Annotated in this window: 16 protein-coding genes; 8 read left to right on the plus strand and 8 right to left on the minus strand. The window is 62.9% G+C overall.

Annotation, left to right across the window (positions count from 1 at the left end):
• Positions 1–836, plus strand: an 836-nt coding sequence (locus AB7F49_RS03110) for a TonB-dependent receptor (RefSeq protein ID WP_428520215.1), incomplete at its 5' end; no start/stop codon positions are given.
• Positions 837–886: 50 nt separating this feature from the next.
• Here AB7F49_RS03110 and AB7F49_RS03115 read toward each other — a convergent pair.
• From AB7F49_RS03115 to AB7F49_RS03125, 3 genes are all read right to left on the minus strand, one after another.
• Positions 887–1,465: a Smr/MutS family protein gene (locus tag AB7F49_RS03115; RefSeq protein WP_428520217.1), complete on the minus strand. Its 579-nt coding sequence runs from the start codon at positions 1,463–1,465 to the stop codon at positions 887–889.
• A complete protein-coding gene (locus tag AB7F49_RS03120) occupies positions 1,462–3,195 on the minus strand; it encodes an MltA domain-containing protein (protein WP_428520219.1) in 1,734 nt (577 codons plus the stop codon). Before AB7F49_RS03120 ends, AB7F49_RS03115 begins: the two co-directional genes overlap by 4 nt.
• Positions 3,196–3,271: 76 nt before the next feature.
• Positions 3,272–3,967 (minus strand): Tim44/TimA family putative adaptor protein, encoded by a 696-nt coding sequence (locus tag AB7F49_RS03125; protein ID WP_428520221.1) that lies wholly within the window; start codon positions 3,965–3,967, stop codon positions 3,272–3,274.
• A gap of 200 nt (positions 3,968–4,167) precedes the next feature.
• On the opposite strand from AB7F49_RS03125, the gene AB7F49_RS03130 reads away from it, so the two are divergent.
• On the plus strand, positions 4,168–4,653 hold the full coding sequence (locus AB7F49_RS03130; protein WP_428520223.1) for an FxsA family protein: 486 nt from the start codon (positions 4,168–4,170) through the stop codon (positions 4,651–4,653).
• An 84-nt stretch (positions 4,654–4,737) separates the two neighbouring features.
• Positions 4,738–5,232, plus strand: coding sequence for a protein-export chaperone SecB (gene secB / locus AB7F49_RS03135; RefSeq protein WP_428520467.1), 495 nt, complete (start codon positions 4,738–4,740; stop codon positions 5,230–5,232).
• A gap of 96 nt (positions 5,233–5,328) precedes the next feature.
• Here the strand turns inward: secB and AB7F49_RS03140 are convergent, their stop codons facing one another.
• The 5 genes from AB7F49_RS03140 to AB7F49_RS03160 all read right to left on the minus strand — a co-directional run bounded on the left by AB7F49_RS03140 (position 5,329) and on the right by AB7F49_RS03160 (position 9,248).
• On the minus strand, positions 5,329–6,327 hold the full coding sequence (locus AB7F49_RS03140) for an ABC transporter substrate-binding protein (RefSeq protein WP_428520225.1): 999 nt from the start codon (positions 6,325–6,327) through the stop codon (positions 5,329–5,331).
• Between the two features lie 103 nt (positions 6,328–6,430).
• A complete protein-coding gene (gene dnaQ, locus AB7F49_RS03145; RefSeq protein WP_428520227.1) occupies positions 6,431–7,129 on the minus strand; it encodes a DNA polymerase III subunit epsilon in 699 nt (232 codons plus the stop codon).
• 21 nt (positions 7,130–7,150) lie between these two features.
• Positions 7,151–7,747: a dephospho-CoA kinase gene (gene coaE, locus AB7F49_RS03150; protein WP_428520229.1), complete on the minus strand. Its 597-nt coding sequence runs from the start codon at positions 7,745–7,747 to the stop codon at positions 7,151–7,153.
• Between the two features lie 49 nt (positions 7,748–7,796).
• On the minus strand, positions 7,797–8,408 hold the full coding sequence (locus tag AB7F49_RS03155; RefSeq protein WP_428520231.1) for a Maf family protein: 612 nt from the start codon (positions 8,406–8,408) through the stop codon (positions 7,797–7,799).
• Positions 8,409–9,248, minus strand: a complete 840-nt coding sequence (locus tag AB7F49_RS03160; protein WP_428520233.1) for a pyruvate, water dikinase regulatory protein — start codon at positions 9,246–9,248, stop codon at positions 8,409–8,411.
• Positions 9,249–9,686: 438 nt separating this feature from the next.
• On the opposite strand from AB7F49_RS03160, the gene hemE reads away from it, so the two are divergent.
• The 5 genes from hemE to AB7F49_RS03185 all read left to right on the plus strand — a co-directional run bounded on the left by hemE (position 9,687) and on the right by AB7F49_RS03185 (position 17,263).
• The gene (gene hemE, locus AB7F49_RS03165) at positions 9,687–10,721 is read left to right on the plus strand and encodes a uroporphyrinogen decarboxylase (RefSeq protein WP_428520235.1); all 1,035 of its coding nucleotides are present in this window, start codon (positions 9,687–9,689) and stop codon (positions 10,719–10,721) included.
• Positions 10,722–10,764: 43 nt separating this feature from the next.
• Positions 10,765–11,190, plus strand: a complete 426-nt coding sequence (hemJ, locus tag AB7F49_RS03170; RefSeq protein ID WP_428520237.1) for a protoporphyrinogen oxidase HemJ — start codon at positions 10,765–10,767, stop codon at positions 11,188–11,190.
• Positions 11,191–11,479: 289 nt separating this feature from the next.
• Positions 11,480–12,745 (plus strand): transcription termination factor Rho, encoded by a 1,266-nt coding sequence (rho, locus tag AB7F49_RS03175; protein ID WP_428520239.1) that lies wholly within the window; start codon positions 11,480–11,482, stop codon positions 12,743–12,745.
• 190 nt (positions 12,746–12,935) lie between these two features.
• Positions 12,936–15,485 carry a caspase family protein gene (locus tag AB7F49_RS03180; RefSeq protein ID WP_428520241.1) on the plus strand — a complete coding sequence of 850 codons (2,550 nt, stop codon included), beginning with the start codon at positions 12,936–12,938 and terminating at the stop codon, positions 15,483–15,485.
• A 122-nt stretch (positions 15,486–15,607) separates the two neighbouring features.
• Positions 15,608–17,263, plus strand: a complete 1,656-nt coding sequence (locus AB7F49_RS03185; RefSeq protein WP_428520243.1) for a tetratricopeptide repeat protein — start codon at positions 15,608–15,610, stop codon at positions 17,261–17,263.
• The last annotated feature ends 6 nt before the right edge of the window (positions 17,264–17,269 follow it).

Consider the following 17,269-nt stretch of genomic DNA (forward strand, 5'->3'; position numbering starts at 1 on the left):
TCAGCATCTGGCGCGATCTTTCATTCACGCCGGTCAGCGGCGCGATCGGTTTCCTGCAGGACCTGCCCGGCGACCTGGTCGCCAGCGTCACCGCGCAGCATGTCGAGCGCGCCCCGCGCGCCCCGGAATTGCTGTCGCGCGGCGTGCACGAGGCCACCGGTACGTTCGATATCGGTGATCCGAACCTGGTCACCGAGGTTGCAAATTCGGTCGAGGCCGGCATCCGGCGCAAGACCGGTCCGTTTCGCTTCGAGGCGACCGCCTTCTACACGCGCTTCAAGGGCTTCATCTATCGCAACCTCACCGGACAGACCTGCGACGAGGACTTCGACAGTTGCGCACCCGGCACCGCGGGCGAGCTTCTGCAGGCCGTCTACGCGCAGCGTGATGCGACGTTCCGCGGCGCCGAGATTCAGGCCCAGCTGGACGTCGCGCCGCTGGGTGCGGGCGTATGGGGCGTCGACGGCCAATACGACATCGTGCGGGCCACCTTTTCCGATGGCAGCAACGTGCCTCGCATCCCGCCGCAGCGGCTCGGCGGTGGCGTCTATTACCGGGACGCACAATGGTTTGCGCGCGTCGGACTGCTGCATGCCTATCCGCAGAATGACATCGCCGCCTATGAAACCCAGACCGGCGGTTACGATCTTCTGAAGGCCGAACTCAGCTATTCGTCGAAGCTGCGGGGCGACCCGGATGGAATCGCCGAGGTCAAGTTCGGGGTGGTCGGCGACAATCTGCTGAACGACGACGTGCGGTTCGCACAATCGTTCAAGAAGGACGAGGTGCTGCAGCCGGGCCGCACCGTGAAGGTGTTTGCGACCGTGAAATTCTGACGTTCGGTCTCCCTGGCGTCCTGCGTCGAGATGCGGGCTTTGCCCGCATCTCAGGATGAGGCCGGTCGAGATTTCCGCAATCGCACATACAGCGCGCCTTCTCCGCCGTGAGGAATTGCGGCGGAATCGAAGCCTGCCACCAACCGGCGAAATTCAGGCAGCGCAAGCCATAGCGGCACTGCGCGTTTGAGCGCGCCTCCAGCGGTCTCGCCCCGCACACCGGGATTTCGCGAGCCCTTCCCGGTGATGACGAGCACCATGCGGTCGCCACGTGCCTGTGTCTTTTGCAGGAAGCGCAACAGCGCATCATGCGCTTCCGCCTGCGTGTGACCATGCAGGTCGAGCCGCGCGTCGATCGCATCGCGCCCGCGTGCGAGCTTCTGCTTGGTCTTGCGGTCCAGCGGAGCCAGCGGTGGCGCCGGCTTGCGCACCGGTGCCGGGGCCTTCGGTACGGGCGTGGAACGCTTCGGCGCTTTCAGGGGGGCCGCCGACGGATCGGCGGTCTCGGCTCTGGTTTCGCTCGCACGAACACGCTTGCGCAGAGGCCGTACGGATCGGGTCACCCCGTCCCAAAGCGCCAGATCTTCCGGTGAAAGCCGCCGGCCCATGCGGCTTCCGCCGGCGGTCATGACGCAGGCTTGCCCGATGGCTTGGAAGCCGGTTTGGAATTCGCTGGTTTCGGCGCGGGCTTCGCCGCGGCTGGCGACGCCGTTCCGGCAGGCGTCGTCACGACCGGCTTGACCGGCTTGGGAAACGGATTGGCGCTCTTTTGCGCCGGGCGCGGCTTTGCCGGCGCATCGGTCCGGGAGCGGACCGCAGTGGCATTCTCCGGCCTGACCGGCGGTTTCGGTACGGCATCGGCTTTCGCCGAGGGCTTGCGCGCCGGAAGCGGCGGCTGCGCCGGTTCATTCCTGGCGGTCGATTGCGGCCGCGGCCTTGGATCGGGTTTCGGGACCGGCGTCGCCGCAGCCGCGGGTGCCGCGGCGGATGACGGCTTTTCTTCGGACCTGGCCTGCGGGCGGCCGACGCTCGCGACCGCGATGCCCGACGGCCGCGGCTGCGGCAGCGGCATGCCGAGCGCCAGATTTTCGCCATCGAGTTCGTTGGGGACCAGCATCACGAACTGGCCGTTATGCTTGAACCGACCCGCCGCGCGCGCCGCTTCCTCGCCCGCGCCAAGGTAGATATCCGCGCGTGCAGGGCCGACGATCGCGCCGCCGGTATCCTGCGCCACCATCAGCCGCCGGAACCACGTATCGGGCTTCTCGCTGACGATCGGCAACAGGGCGTTGACGAAAACCGGCATCCCGTAGGTGTGAATCTTGCGGTCGACCGCGATCGAGCGCGCGGCGGTCAGCGAGATGCCCTGCGCGCCGATGGCTTCATCATGCTCCCCGAGATCGGTCTCGCGGAAAAACACATAGGACTTGTTCATCCGCCGCAGCGCTTTGCCTTCCTCCGGATTCTTCTCCATGAATTCGCGGATCTTCTGCATCGAGATCTCTTCTCTCGACACGATACCGCGCTGGATCAGCACGGCGCCCACGGCGAAATAGGGATGGCCGTTCTTGTCGGCGTAGTTCAGGCGGATCACCTTGCCGTCTTCCAGCCGCACCCGGACGGAGCCCTGGATTTCGGCGAAAAAGGCGTCGATCGGATCCTTCAGCCAGACGATTTCCAGGTCGCGGCCCGCGAGCGCGCCCTCCTCGATCTGGGTGCGATCATAGAATGGCGCGGTCGCGCGCTTCACGGTTCGTTTGCCGGCCTTGCCCTTGCCCGCGGAGCGGCGCAGCCGCATCGTCGTGAGGTTCGGTGGGCGCCGGTACAGGGGCGTGGTGTAGATATCGCTCGGAAAGCGCGCGCCCTCCGCTACCGGCTCGTAATAGCCGGTGAAGAACCCGTCCGCTTCGCCCTGCGCCGCAAGCTTCACCGGCCGGAAATTCTGCTCGAAGAAATGCCGCGCGCCGGTCTGATCGAGCGGAACCGCCGCGACCGCGCGTCCACACACTTCGAACAGCGCGCGATAGGTCTCGCCGCGCTGCGCGCGCGCCTTTTCGGAACTGCGCAGGATCGGCTTGCAGCTCGCCAGGAATGCCGAGAATGCTTCGGCGTGATCGTCCTCGATCCAGCCCTTGATCTCGTGCCAGGCCAGGGCCTCGAAGGCACTCTTTGGAATCTTCAGCGGATGCGCCTTGGTAACGCGCTTCTTCGCAACCTTGGCGCGCGCCGATTTCTTCTTGGCGGCAACCGTGATGGTGCCGGCCGTGGTCTCTGCGAAGGCGGCGTTCGAGGCCGGCAACGCCAGCAGCGGTGCCACGACGATGGCTGCGACAAGAGTGGCCGTGGCAAGAGTGGCCATGGCAAGGGTCGATCCGGCGCACCATGGCCGGCGCGCGTTCATTCCCCGCAATGACCGCAACCTCGGCTCGATCAAATCACTGTCCCGCTTCGGTCGCGACCAGCTTCCAGTTCGGATCGCGCGCCGTCACGTCGCGCGCGAAGGTCCAGACGTCGGTGACCTCGGTGACCTTGTCCGGACTGCCGTCGATGACATTGCCTGACTTGTCGCGGGTCGCCGAGATCAGTTGCGAGATGAACCGCACCGTCACCTGCGCAACATTGCCGCGCAACTCGGCACCGATGATGTCGGCGGTGTCGAGCGACACGAATTTGTTCTCGATGGTCTCGCCCTTGGCTTCCCGGTCGCGGATGGCGGCTTCAAAGCCATCATAGACTTCGCGCGACAACAGACCCTTCAGGCTCTTGCGGTCGCCTGCGGCGAATGCGCCCACAATCATCTCATAGGCCGCCCGTGCGCCGGCGACAAAGTGCCTGGCGTCGAAACTGCGGTCCTGAGCGACGATCGCGTCGAGCCCGGTCGCGACCGCGCTGCCTTCGTCGGCGATGCCTTTCCAGCGATCCGGAGCCGGTTCCGCCGGGCGTGCCATGGTTTCGGCGTTACGGGTCGGCAGGTTGACGACCTTGTCGCTTGCGGGGGCGCGGGCGTCGCGCGCGGAATAGGGGTCATAGGGAGGGCGCTCGCGTCCGGTGCGCTGCCCGAGCACGCTGCGAAGGCGAATGAAGATGAATATCGCCAGCGCGAGAAAGATGATGGTGTAGATGTCGAACACGTCGCGAATGCCTTTGCGGCCCGGGTCAGACGGGGCCGCCGCGTCAGCCCGAGAGCGCTACAGGAGCCGTCCAGCGCTATAATCTAAGCACGCGGTCGGTCTTAGCCATAGGTCCCCTTGAGCCAAAAACTCAGCTTCAAGCAGATTTTAGACGATCCCGGCCGCAAAGGCCAACACGAGACCGCGATTGGAACGCGCCGATGCCGGTCGGAAAGCTGATCCTGTTCGGAATTTTAGGCCTGGTTGTGGCCGAAGCCACGGTTTTTCTCACCGTCGCCTGGATGTTTGGGTCGTTCGCGGCCGTGGCCGGATTGATTGCGACCTCTCTGCTGGGGATGCTGGTGCTTGCACAGATGGGCCGGCGGCTGGCAGGCCGCCTCGTGGACATTTTGTCCCAACGCGACTTCGGCGCACCGGGTACCCGGTCCGGCGGATTTCTGACCACACTCGGTGGCCTGTTGCTGGTACTGCCCGGGTTCATCACGGACTGTGTCGGATTGCTACTGCTGATCCCCGCAGTGCAGCGCAGACTGATCGCGCGCGCCCCCACCGGCCGGCCGCGCCCCGATGCCAGCCGAGTGCTGGATCTCGACCGCAGCCAATGGCGGGACTTGCCGGACCGGCATATCGCGGACGGCGCCGGCGAGCGGCGCCGAGTGCCGCCCAGACGGTCCCGGCGCCGTTGAGCCAGCCATCCTTGTTCCACCCGAAGGCGTATGTTAGCCACTCCGCCGCAAGCGCCGGGTCGCGGCGCGGAAACAGGATTGATGATGGCGAACCCGACCAATGGCGGCCCGCAGCCCGCGCCCACCGATGACCAGCAGGCCGCGCCTCCGCAGCTGAACGTACTGGCGCAATATGTGAAGGACTTCTCGTTCGAGAACCCGAACGCGCCGCGCTCGCTGCAGCCTTCCAACCAGCAGCCGCAGATCAATATTCAGATCAATGTAAATGCTGCACCGCTGCAATCCGATTTCGAGATCGAATTGAAGATCGAAGGCAAGGCAGAGATCGGAACCACGCTGCTGTTTGCCTTTGACCTCGTCTATGGCGGCGTTTTCCGGATCCAGAACGTTCCGGACGAAAGCATTCATCCGGTGCTGATGATCGAATGCCCGCGGCTGCTGTTTCCGTTCTCGCGCGAGATCATCGCGACCGCCGTCCGCAATGGCGGTTTCCCGCCGCTCTATATCGATCCGGTCGACTTCGTGAGCCTCTACCGCCAGAAGATGGCCGAGCAGGCGCAGCAGCAGCCGGCGAGCTGATTCAGGGGCTGTTGCAGAGCCGCTCGCGACAGATCCGTCAGCGCCAGAACCGAGAACTTCCTCCGGCGGCCGGCCGCCCGAGCATCGTTCGCGCGATCATTCGATGACGTCGTCGGCTCTCGCGAGCAGCGACTGCGGTATCTTGATCCCCAGAATTTTCGCGGTCCTGTTGTTGATCACGAGCTCAAACCGCGTCGCCTGCCGCAACGGCAAATCGCCCGGCTGCGCGCCGCCCAGAATTTTCGCGACCTGCTCCGCAGCGGCCGCATAGACCTCCGCCAATGTCGCGCCATACGACATGAGACCACCGGCATCCACATAGAAGCGGAATGCATGCATGGTCGGCAAGCGGGCGCTGATCGCGAAATCGCCGAGCTGCTGCGGTCGCGGATGCGCGCTCAATACCATGTCCGGGTAGACCAGCAACGCATCCGGACGCTGTTTTGCAACCGCGGCAAGCTCCCGCCCGAGATCATCGTCGGCCGACACCTGAGTAGCCTGAACCTCCACGCCGACGCGCCTGCCTGCCGCCTTCGACAATTCGAATGCGTTGGTTGCCGCCTCGGGATCCTGCAGCAAGGTCACGCGCGAGACGCTTGGTACAAGCTCCTTGAGAAGCTCAACCCGCTTTGGCATGAGTTCGGTCGTCATGCAGGTCACGCCGGTCAGATTTCCGCCGGGATGGGCCAGGCGCGCGACGTGTTCGAAGGGGTCGCATGAATAGGCGACGATCGGCGTCTTCTTTACATGCTGGGCGACAATGCGTGTTGCCCGGGTGCCGATCGTGAACAGCACGTCTACGGGTATCCTGACAAGCTCCTCGGCCAGGCCAGGCATCCGGTCGTAATGACAGGACGCGAAGCGCTGTTCGATGATGAGATTCTTCCCCTCGACATAGCCGCGGTCCTGCAAGCGAGCACGAAAGAAGTCAAAGTGCGGACGACGCGGGCCGGCATCGCAAACTTCAAGCCATCCGATCCGGAACACGGCCTTCTGGGCTTGAAGCGAACCCGGCAGAATGAGAAGGCTTGCGAGGAAAACAAGCCACATGAAAGCAAGCCACATGGCTGCAAGTCGACAATTGATCGCCTTCATCGGATGACCCTCGGCTTGGCCCGCTTGCAGAAGCGGTCGTTGCCTCAATTCCCGAATTCAGGTGACCGTTACCCTATGCGATTGCACGCCAGCGAGAAAGGGATCAGATCGATCCGGAATAGCTCCGCCAGACCGCATTCTCGCCCAGGGTCGCTATGAAGGCCGCATGGGCGAGGCGCTCGTCCTCGCTGATGCGGGCTGGCAGCGGCACGGGCCGGGTGCGGCTCCTTGCACCGTTACTGCCGACAAAAATTGTGCGCGTGCTGCTCGCGACCAGCCCGAGGGACGTCTGCCGCGCATCGGTCAGTTCGATATACACTTCGGCCAGCAATTCGGCATCCAGCAGCGCGCCATGCTTGGTGCGCCTGGAATTGTCGATCTTGTAGCGGACGCAGAGATCGTCGAGCTTGTTCGATACGCCCGGATGCTTGCGGCGCGCCAGCATCAGCGTGTCGACAATGCGGTCGCGCGCGAAAGGCGGACGCCTCGCGAGATCAAGCTCGGAGTTGATGAATGCAAGATCGAAATAGCCGTTATGCGCGACCAGCGGTGCGTCGGCGACGAACTCGAGAAACTCGTCGGCAATCTCGTGAAACACCCGATGTTGCCGCAGGAACTCGACCGACAGCCCGTGCACGTTGAAGGCCTCGACCGGCATGTCGCGTTCGGGATTGACGTATTTGTGGAATGTCCTGCCGGTCGGAAACCGGTTGAACAATTCGATGCAGCCGATCTCGACCAGCCGGTGCCCCTGCACCGGATCGAGGCCCGTGGTTTCGGTATCGAAAACGATCTCGCGCAAGATGGCCCGCCGGAATCCGAATCAATGTGTTGACGACAGTCTAGCAACCTTCGCCAGGATGTCCCGTACCTGCCTGCGCGCCGGCTCGATGCCGTGCCCGCTATCCACGATGTAGTCGGCGCGCCGTCGCTTCTCCGCGTCGGGGGTCTGCTTGGCCAGCAATGCCTCGAACTTTTCCGCGGTCATGCCGGGACGCTCCATGACGCGCTGGCGCTGGATCTCGGGCGCTGCCGACACCACGACCACTGCATCCACGCGTTTCTCGCCGCCGGTCTCGAACAGCAACGGAATGTCGAGCACGACCACCGGCGCTCCGTCCGCGCGCGCTCTGGCGAGAAACCGGTCGCGAGCCTGCGCGACCAGCGGATGCACGATCGTTTCGAGCCGCTTCATCGCGTCGGGATTGCCGACCACCGCCTGCGCCAACAATGCGCGATCGACCTTGCCATCCCGGGTCGTTCCGGGAAACGCCGCCTCGACAAGCGGCGCCGCCTCGCCCTCATAGAGCGCGTGCACCACCGCGTCGGCGTCATGGACCGGCACGCCCTCCTCCGCGAACAGCCGCGCAGTGGTCGATTTTCCCATGCCGATCGAGCCGGTAAGACCGAGAATGATCATGATCGGTCCCTGGTCATTGCCGACTCGCGGCAAACTCCTCAGACGACATCTAGTCCTTCAAGTATGCCTGCTGACGCAGGAACGCGAGCAGCGGCAGCAATGGCATGCCGAGGATGGTGAAATAATCGCCCTCCACACGCTCGAACAAATGGATTCCGAGCTTCTCGAGCTGATAGCCGCCGACGCTCTGGGTCACCGACGGTCCGGCGGCCTCGAGATATTCCTCCAGGAACTTGTCGGAGAAATTCCGCATCCGCAGCCGCGCCGTATCGACCACCTTGAACAGCACCGAGCCGTCCTGCACCAGCGACACTGCGGAGTGCAGCGTGTGACTGTTGCCGCGCAACCGCCGCAATTGCTCGCGGGCCTCGTCGCGGTCGGCGGGCTTGTTGAACCGGACCGAACCCATGGCAAGCGTCTGATCCGCGCCGACCACGATCCGCGACGGCAGCTTGAACGACACCGCACTGGCTTTCTCCCAGGACAGCAGCAGCGCCAGTTCGTCCGGATCGCGCTTTTCGCCAAGCGTGCGTTCGATCGCCCGCTCGTCGATCTGTGCGTGCACAATCTCGATCGGTATGCCGACCGCACTCAGCATGGTGCGTCGGGCCAGACTCTTGGAGGCCAGGATCAGAGGTGCCGGAGCGGACCAGAACTGCATCTAAAGCGACGGCGCGCGCCGTTTTTCCGCAAGAAGCTGGAGCACCGCCGCGGCAGTCTCCTCGATCGAGCGGCGCGACACGTCGATTAGCGGCCAGCCATGGCGCGCGCACAGCTTGCGGGAGAAATTGATCTCGTCCGCCACCGCCTGCCGGTCGATATAGGCCGCCTCGTTGTGATGCGCCTTCAAACCCAGAAGCCTGTTCTGCCGGATCTGCACGATGCGCTCCGGGCTTGCGAATAACCCCACCACCAGCGGCTTCGTCAAGGCTTCAACCTGGGGGGGCACCGGTACGCCGGGCACCAGCGGATAATTGCCGGTCTTCACCCCGCGATTGGCGAGATAGATCGAGGTCGGGGTTTTCGAGGTGCGCGAGACACCGACCAGCACCACATCGGCCTGTTCCAGATCATCGACGTGCTGACCGTCGTCATGCAGCATCGTGTAGTTCAGGGCATCGATGCGCTTGAAATATTCCGCGTTCAGGGTGTGCTGGGCACCGACCCGCGGAGTGGTGGTGGCGCCGAGATAAGACTGGAACACACGCAGCACCGGCCCCAGAATCGAGCGGCAGGGCAGACTGAGCTCCTCGCATTTCTGCTCCAGCCGGCCGGTCAGTTCCTCGTCCAGCAGGGTGTATAGCACGATGCCCGGCGCTTCCTCGATTTCGGTCAGCACCCGGTCAAGCTGTTTCTGGGTCCGGATCAGCGGGTAGACATGCTCGATCGGCGAAATGTGAGCGTATTGCGCGGCCGCCGCGTGAGCCACGGTGGTGAGTGTCTCACCGGTGGAATCGGAGACCAGGTGCAGATGGAAATAGCTTGGGTTGCGATGCGGCAAAGCGGGGCTCGGGACTTATGCTCGGGGCTTCAGCCCGGGACGTGAGCCCGGGACATGGGTTCAGACCGGGTATGTTCGCGGAACGAGATGTGCAGCGCTGGGGAGAAGGCCATGTCGAAGCCCAAAGCGCAAGGTGGCCAGAGACCGGCGAGGACAAGGGCCCCACATTGTCGAGCGGTTGGACAGATTTGGCGAAATTGCCGATGGTAATGGTGATAACCGCGGGACCCTCGGCAATCATCATGAAGCCACGCCTGTCAGCCCCTTTTCCTTCAATGGTTTGGGCCCTGTTGATGAATGTGGGCAATGTCTCCCGAACAGCGGGGATGTGTGGGAAAGCGATTTGCAAGATTGCGGAAGTGAGTTGTGAGTCCAATCAACCGCCTAAAAGAAACTGAATAGAAGATTCTAGAATTCTTTAAGGGAAGGATGCCTCCGGTGAGTGCGCTTGTGAACAAACCCCTCCTCAACGTTCTCGACGGGCATCGTGAAAACATTCCGCCGGTCTGGATGATGCGGCAGGCGGGCCGCTATCTTCCCGAATACCGCGCAACGCGTGAGAAGGCTGGTTCGTTCCTCGACCTGTGCTTCAATCCGGAACTGGCCGCCGAAGTCACCCTGCAGCCGATCCGCAGATTCGGGTTCGACGGAGCCATTTTGTTTTCGGACATTCTCGTGATCCCCTATGCGCTCGGCCGGAAGGTCGATTTCGTCGCCGGCGAAGGTCCGACGCTCGAGCCGATCACGGAGCCGCAAACGGTCCGGCAGATCCGCCGTGAGGTCGACCACGGGTTGCTTGAGCCGATCTACCAGACGATCCGCCGGGTAAAGCCCGAGCTGCCGGATCGGGTGACCTTTCTCGGCTTTTGCGGCGCTCCCTGGACGGTCGCGACCTACATGATTGCCGGGCATGGTACGCCCGACCAGGCTCCGGCACGGCTGTTTGCCTATCGTCATCCGGATGCCTTCGACGAACTGATCAACCTGCTGGTGAAGGCGTCAGCCGAATATCTGATCCGCCAGCTGCAGGCCGGTGTCGATGCGGTGCAGATTTTCGACACCTGGGCGGGCGTGTTGCCGCCTGAGGAATTCGCACGCTGGTCGATTGCGCCCACCCGGCGCATCGTTCTTGCGGTGCGGGACGTGATCCCCGATGCGAAGATCATCGGCTTTCCGCGCGGCGCCGGTGCGGCGCTTGAGCCTTATGTGACCGAGGTGCCGGTCAATGCTGTTGGGCTTGACTGGATGATCGACAAGAAATTTGCGCGCGAGCGCATTCAGAAAGTGCGGCCGGTGCAGGGCAATCTCGATCCGCTGGTGCTGATCGCCGGCGGCGATGCGCTTGATCGTTCGGTTGATGATGTGATGCGCGCGTTCTCGGACGGCCCTTTCATCTTCAATCTCGGCCACGGCATCACGCCGGACGCGCCGATCGCGCATGTCGAGCAGATGCTGCGGCGGGTGCGGGGGTGATCCCTCCCGCAAAGGCCTCTGCGGCGGAGGGATAAGGCGAGCAATGCTCTACCTCTGGCTCAAGTCCCTGCACATCATCGCGATGATCGCCTGGATGGCCGGCATGCTCTATCTGCCGCGGCTGTTCGTCTATCATTGCGATGCGGAACCGGGCTCGAAGCAGTCCGAAACCTTCAAGGTGATGGAGCGCCGGCTCCTCAAGGCGATCATCAATCCGGCGATGATCGCCACCTGGATTTTCGGTCTGTGGCTCGCCTGGGAGGGCGGATTCTTCCGGTCGGGCTGGCTGCATGCCAAGCTGGCGCTGGTGCTGGTGATGTCGGGTGTCCACGGCTGGTATGTCCGCCTGACCCGCGATTTCGCCCATGACCGGAACCGCCATTCACAAAAATTCTATCGATATCTCAATGAGGTACCTACTGTCCTGATGATCCTGATCGTTCTGCTGGTGGTGCTCAAGCCGTTCTGATGTCAACACCTCCGGAGACTGTCACGGGAAAGCCACTTGCGGAATCGGACGCCGGTCCGTATCTTTGATCATCCCTCCGAACGCAGGCGGATGCCAGACAGCGCCACCGGTGTATCCGTAAAGGTGCAAGCATCGGCCGGGACGTAATGCCCGTCAGCCAGGTCTCTCGACTTAAAGACTTTCGGCACGACCCTCCGGCCAAGACCTGCGGAATCCTCTCCTGAATCGCCGCCGCTGTTTCGAGTTTTTCGTCTGGCGCCGGTGATCCTCATTCCAAGGACTGCCCCCTATGCGGGAAGTAAAGCTTCAAGACCTCAAGACCAAGACCCCCGTTGAGCTTCTCTCCTTCGCCGAAGAGCAGGAGATCGAAAACGCCAGCACCCTGCGCAAGCAGGAGCTGATGTTCGCGATCCTCAAGCAGCTCGCGCAGAAGGAGATCGACATCGTCGGCGAAGGCGTCGTCGAAGTGCTCTCCGACGGCTTCGGATTCCTTCGCTCGCCGGAGGCGAATTATCTGCCGGGCCCCGACGACATCTACGTCTCGCCCTCGCAGATTCGCCGGTTCGGGCTGCGGACCGGCGACACCGTCGAAGGCCATATCCGCTCGCCCAAGGAAGGCGAGCGCTATTTCGCGCTGCTCAAGGTCAACACCATCAATTTCGAGGACCCCGACAAGGCGCGTCACAAGATCAATTTCGACAACCTGACGCCGCTCTATCCCGACGAGCGGCTCAGGATGGAGCATGACGATCCGACCAAGAAGGATCTGTCGGCCCGCGTCATCGATATCGTGGCGCCGATCGGCAAGGGCCAGCGCGCGCTGATCGTGTCGCCGCCGCGCACCGGCAAGACCGTGCTGCTGCAGAATATCGCGCATGCGATCACCGCCAACCACCCGGAATGCTATCTGATCGTGCTCTTGATTGACGAGCGCCCGGAAGAAGTCACCGACATGCAGCGCTCGGTGCGGGGCGAGGTGGTGTCGTCGACCTTCGACGAGCCGGCCTCGCGCCACGTCGCCGTCGCCGAGATGGTGATCGAGAAGGCCAAGCGCCTGGTCGAGCACGGCCGCGACGTCGTGATCCTGCTGGATTCGATCACCCGCCTCGGCCGCGCCTACAACACCGTGGTGCCGTCATCCGGCAAGGTGCTGACCGGCGGTGTCGACGCCAACGCGCTGCAGCGGCCGAAGCGCTTCTTCGGCGCGGCCCGCAATATCGAGGAAGGCGGCTCGCTGACCATCATCGCGACCGCGCTGATCGATACCGGCTCGCGCATGGACGAAGTGATCTTCGAAGAGTTCAAGGGCACCGGCAATTCCGAACTCATCCTCGACCGCAAGGTGGCCGACAAGCGCACCTTCCCGGCGATCGACATCACCCGCTCCGGCACCCGCAAGGAAGAACTGCTCACCGATCCGCAGCAGCTCAAGAAGATGTATGTGCTGCGCCGCATTCTCAACCCGATGGGGACGATGGATGCGATCGACTTCCTGCTGGACAAGCTCCGCAACACCAAGAACAATGCGGAATTCTTCGAGAGCATGAATACGTAAGGCGCGCAGAGATTCACCTTGTCGTAATGGAAAGGCCGGGTTCGCCCGGCCTTTTTGTTTTTCGTGTCTGATCCTGGACGACGGTATGGAGGAAGCGCCTAATAACTACGATGTGAGGTGACCTTTGGTGATCTCGTCGCGATCTTGTGGCACAAATATACTGGCGGGTGCCTTTCGTGAGGGGAGTGCCATGCGCGTGCCCGGGTTCCTTGTTGCAGCAGTGGTGCTGGCGATCGCGTCGTCGGGATCGGCGCAGGCGGACGACCGCTCCGATTGCCTTTCGCTCGAACCAGTTGCAAGGCTTGCATCCTGTGACCGCTTGATAAGGGCCAAGCGGCTCAAAGGTGTGGAACTGGCCCGGGTGCTCAATGCGCGCGGAGAAGCGCTCGCTGCGCAACGAAAATTCGACCAGGCTTTTTCCGACTTCAATCAGGCGATCAGGCTCCATCCGAAACTGGCGCAGGCGTTCTTCAACCGCGCCGATATCTCTCTCTCCCACCGAAGCGATTCGACGGCGGCCCTGAGCGACCTGAATGCCTGCATCGCGCTGAACCCGGATCACGTGGCGGCGCTGCAAGCCAGAGGCAATTTGCTTCGGAACCGGCGCAGCTACGATCTTGCGATCGCAAGCTTCAGCCAGGTAATCCGCCTGCAGCCGTCGTCCGCACGAGCCTTCATTCAACGTGCCGAGGTTCTTATCCTCAAAGGCGATGATGCGGCGGCCATTGCCGATCTCGGCGAAGCAATACGACTCGATCCTAGGAGCGATACCAGTCTGAAGACGCGCGCTGCGGCGTTTCAGCGGATGCTTGACCATGATCGTGCGATCGCCGATCTCACGGAAGCGATCCGCATGAATCCGGCGGATAACAGCGCGTTCGCCGACCGCGGCGCAAGCTACTTTGAAAAGAAGGATTATGACGGAGCCATCGCGGATCTCGACAGGGTGGAGCTGCTGGCACCGAATTACATGGAGCCAAAGAGCTACATGCTGCGCGGGCGAGCCCATGCGGCGAAGCAAAATCACGAACGCGCTGTCGCGGATTTCGAACGGGCGATCGCGCGCGGGGGTGGGGCAAACGCACTAACGCCCGAGGCCGCCAAGGAATATGCCCAAGGCAAGCAGACGCTGATTGCAGCGAAGCTGGCGGCCTGTCTTTCAGTCGACGCGAGCTTGGACGAGCGGATTCGTGAATGCGAGCGTGCCGTGAGCGAGAGCAAAGTCGATAAGGCTGAACTGCTCGGGATACTCAAGGAACGCTCGGGTGAGTTCGTGCAGAAAAGCGAATACGACCGTGCGATCGCCGACATCGGCGTGAGCAAGGCGCTCGATCCAAACGAGGTGTGGCATGCGATCGCCTTCGCGGTTCTCAATCTCGCCAGGGGTGATGCCGACCGTGCGATTTCCGAGGTGAATGAGGGCCTCAAGCTCAATCCTGATCCCGTTGGGATGGCATTTCTGAAGGTCATGAGAGCTTACGCGTTCGTCGAAAAGCGGGATTTCACAGCGGCGATCCCCGATCTGAATGAAAGGGTCGAGGCTGAGCCGCACGAAATAGCGCTTCGGCTGATGCGTGGACGTGCCTATCTGGGGGCAGGGCAGTATCGCGAGGCGATGTCGGACCTCGATGAGGTTTTGAGGTTGAAGTCTGAGCCGGGTTCCGACTTCAATGACGAGCTTCTGCTTCGACTGATGCCGAAGTTGACCCTGCCGGAGGATGAAGTTCGCGCGCTCCGCGACGCGGCGAGGGCGGGACTGGAACGCGGATCAGAACCCGCTGCCGCAACGCCCCAGGCGGCGGAGGGCGTAGTTCCGGCGCCTGCAGCCGAAGCCGAGCCCAAGGAACAGCAGCCGGAGTCCGCGATCGTAGCCGCGAAGACAGTCGACGATGCGAACAAGCCGATCCAGCAGGCCGCCGAGCGCGACGCCGTCGCGAAGGACGAGGGTCCCGCGTCCGCCCTGTTCGCGGCAAGGACGCCGCCGGCCGCCGAGCAGGCCGTTCCGAAGGTTGACAAACCTGCGGGGAAGCGGGTCGCGCTTGTGATCGGCAATGCCGCGTACCGGCACGTTCCGACGCTGGACAATACGATCACGGATGCCCGCACCATGCGCGAGGTACTGGCTAGGCTCGGGTTTGAAGTGATCTACGGCGAAAATCTCGACCGGCGGGCGATGGGGCGTCACATCGGCGAGTTCGGGATCATGGTACGCGATGCGGAGGCGGCGATCGTATACTTTGCCGGCCACGGTTCGACCTTTGCCGACATTCCGTATGTTGTGCCGGTCGATTCGAAATATGAGAAGCTGGGCGACATCCCGTCGGAACTGATCCAGGTGGAAACGCTGGTCGGCGAGTTGCGACGCGCGAAAGGTGTGAGGCTTGTCATTCTCGATGCGTGCCGCGACAACGAGCGCGAGATCGTGCTGAAGCGGCAGGATGCCGCCCTCCGCGGCGAAGCCACACGCGGCGGCGCTGTCGCAGGCGGGCTGGCACGATTGAAGAATCCGGACGGTCTGATCGTGGTTTATTCGACCCAGCACATGACGACCGCCTCCGATGGCGCTCCTGGGGGAAACAGCCCGTTTACCGGTGCTCTCGCCCGTCACCTCGTGACACCCGGTATCGACATCAAGGACGCTCTGTTCCGGACCGCGAATGAGGTCGTCAACAAGACGGGCAACATGCAGCGTCCCGAGATCGCGATCTCGTTGTTCGAGCCGTTCGTTCTCGCGCAATGACCGCGTGCGCTTCATCTTCACTGTAATAATTCCATGGTAGGCCGCCGCGCGGTCATGGCGCTTCCACGCCCTGTATCCCACGCGCTAAACCCTTGCTCCGACGGACATGCGGAGGTGGCGGCATGCGTGAAGGGTTGCGGGTTCTGGCCGGTGCGGTTGCCGGCGCCTTGTTCTGGTCCTCGGCGTCGCTCGGCGATGACGCTGCATTGTGCTCCGGAAATGGCGGGACCGCAGACGAGCGCATCGCGGCGTGCAGTCGGCTCATCGAATCCGGAAGCGTGACCGGTGCCGGGCTCGCACAGGCCCTGCAGAACCGCGGGCTCGATCATGCGGCCAGGCGCGACCATGAACGCGCGATCTCCGATTACAGCCGCGCGATCACCCTCGACCCGAACAGTGCGACGCCCCTGGTGTATCGCGGCAATTCATATCTCGCGACCAAGGCCTATCACCGTGCGATCTCCGATTTCAGCGAAGCGCTTCAGCGCGATCCGAAATCCGCGGCCGCCTATAGCAATCGCGGCACCGCGCACCGGTTGAGGGGCGACACCGGACAGGCGATCTCCGATTACAGCGAAGCCATCCGGCTGGATCCGAAAAATGCGCGGCTTTATTACTACCGCGGCGATCTCCACTACCGGGCTAAGACCTACGACCAGGCGCTGTCCGACCTCACCGAGGCGGTGACGCTCGATCCGAAATTCGTCGTGGCCTACAATATCCGCGGCAACCTCCATCTGGTGAAGGGTGAGATGGATGACGCGATTGCCGATTATGATGCGGTGATCCGGCTCGATCCGAAAAACAATGCGGCCCTGATGAACCGCGGCAATGCGCATTTCAGGCGGGAGGATTACGACCGCGCGATTTCAGATTACAGCGATGCGATCCGCAACGATCCGAACTATGCCGCGGCGTTTCTGAATCGCGGCATTTCCTACCGCGCCAGCGGCGACATCGAGCGGGCCATCACGGATTATAGCGAGGCGATCCGTCTCAAACCGGACTATCAGGCCGCCTACAGCAACCGCGGCAACGCCTATCTGGCGAAGGGGGACACCGAGCGCGCCATTGCCGATTACGACGCGGTGATCCGTCTCGATCCGAAGCAGACCGCGGCCCTGATCAGCCGGGGCAATGCGTATCGTGACCGCAAGGATTATGCGCGGGCGATTTCGGACTATGGCGAAGCCATCCGGCTCAATCCGAAGGACGCCGTCATGTACAGCAACCGAGGCAGCCTTTATCAGATCACGGGCGATATCGAGCGGGCGATCGCAGACTATGGCGAGGCCATCCGTCTGGACCCCGATCTTGTGACGGCCTACGGCAATCGCGGCAACGCCTATCTGGCGCAGGGGGATACCGGGCGGGCCATCGGCGATTATGATGCAGTGATCCGTCTTGATCCGGACAATACCGCGGCTCTGATCAACCGCGGCAATGCCCATCGCGACCGTGATGACCATTCCCGCGCGATCCTGGACTATAGCGAGGCAATCCGCCGGGACCCGAACAACGCAATCGCCCATAACAACCGCGGCAATGTCTATCGCGCACAAGGCGACATGGAACGCGCGATCGTGGATTATGACGAGGCGATCCGCCTCGATCCGGATTATGCCATCGCCTATTCCAACCGCGGCTCGATCCATTACCAGAACAGGAATTTCGATCGTGCGCTGTCCGACTTCGAGGCGGCGTTGCGGATCGATCCGCAACTGGCCAGCGCGGTGCAGGGCCGCGATGTCGCGAAGGCTGCGCTGGAGCGGCGCTGAGCGCGG

It is taken from the genome of Pseudorhodoplanes sp., from assembly GCF_050250235.1.
Classification (GTDB): domain Bacteria; phylum Pseudomonadota; class Alphaproteobacteria; order Rhizobiales; family Xanthobacteraceae; genus Pseudorhodoplanes.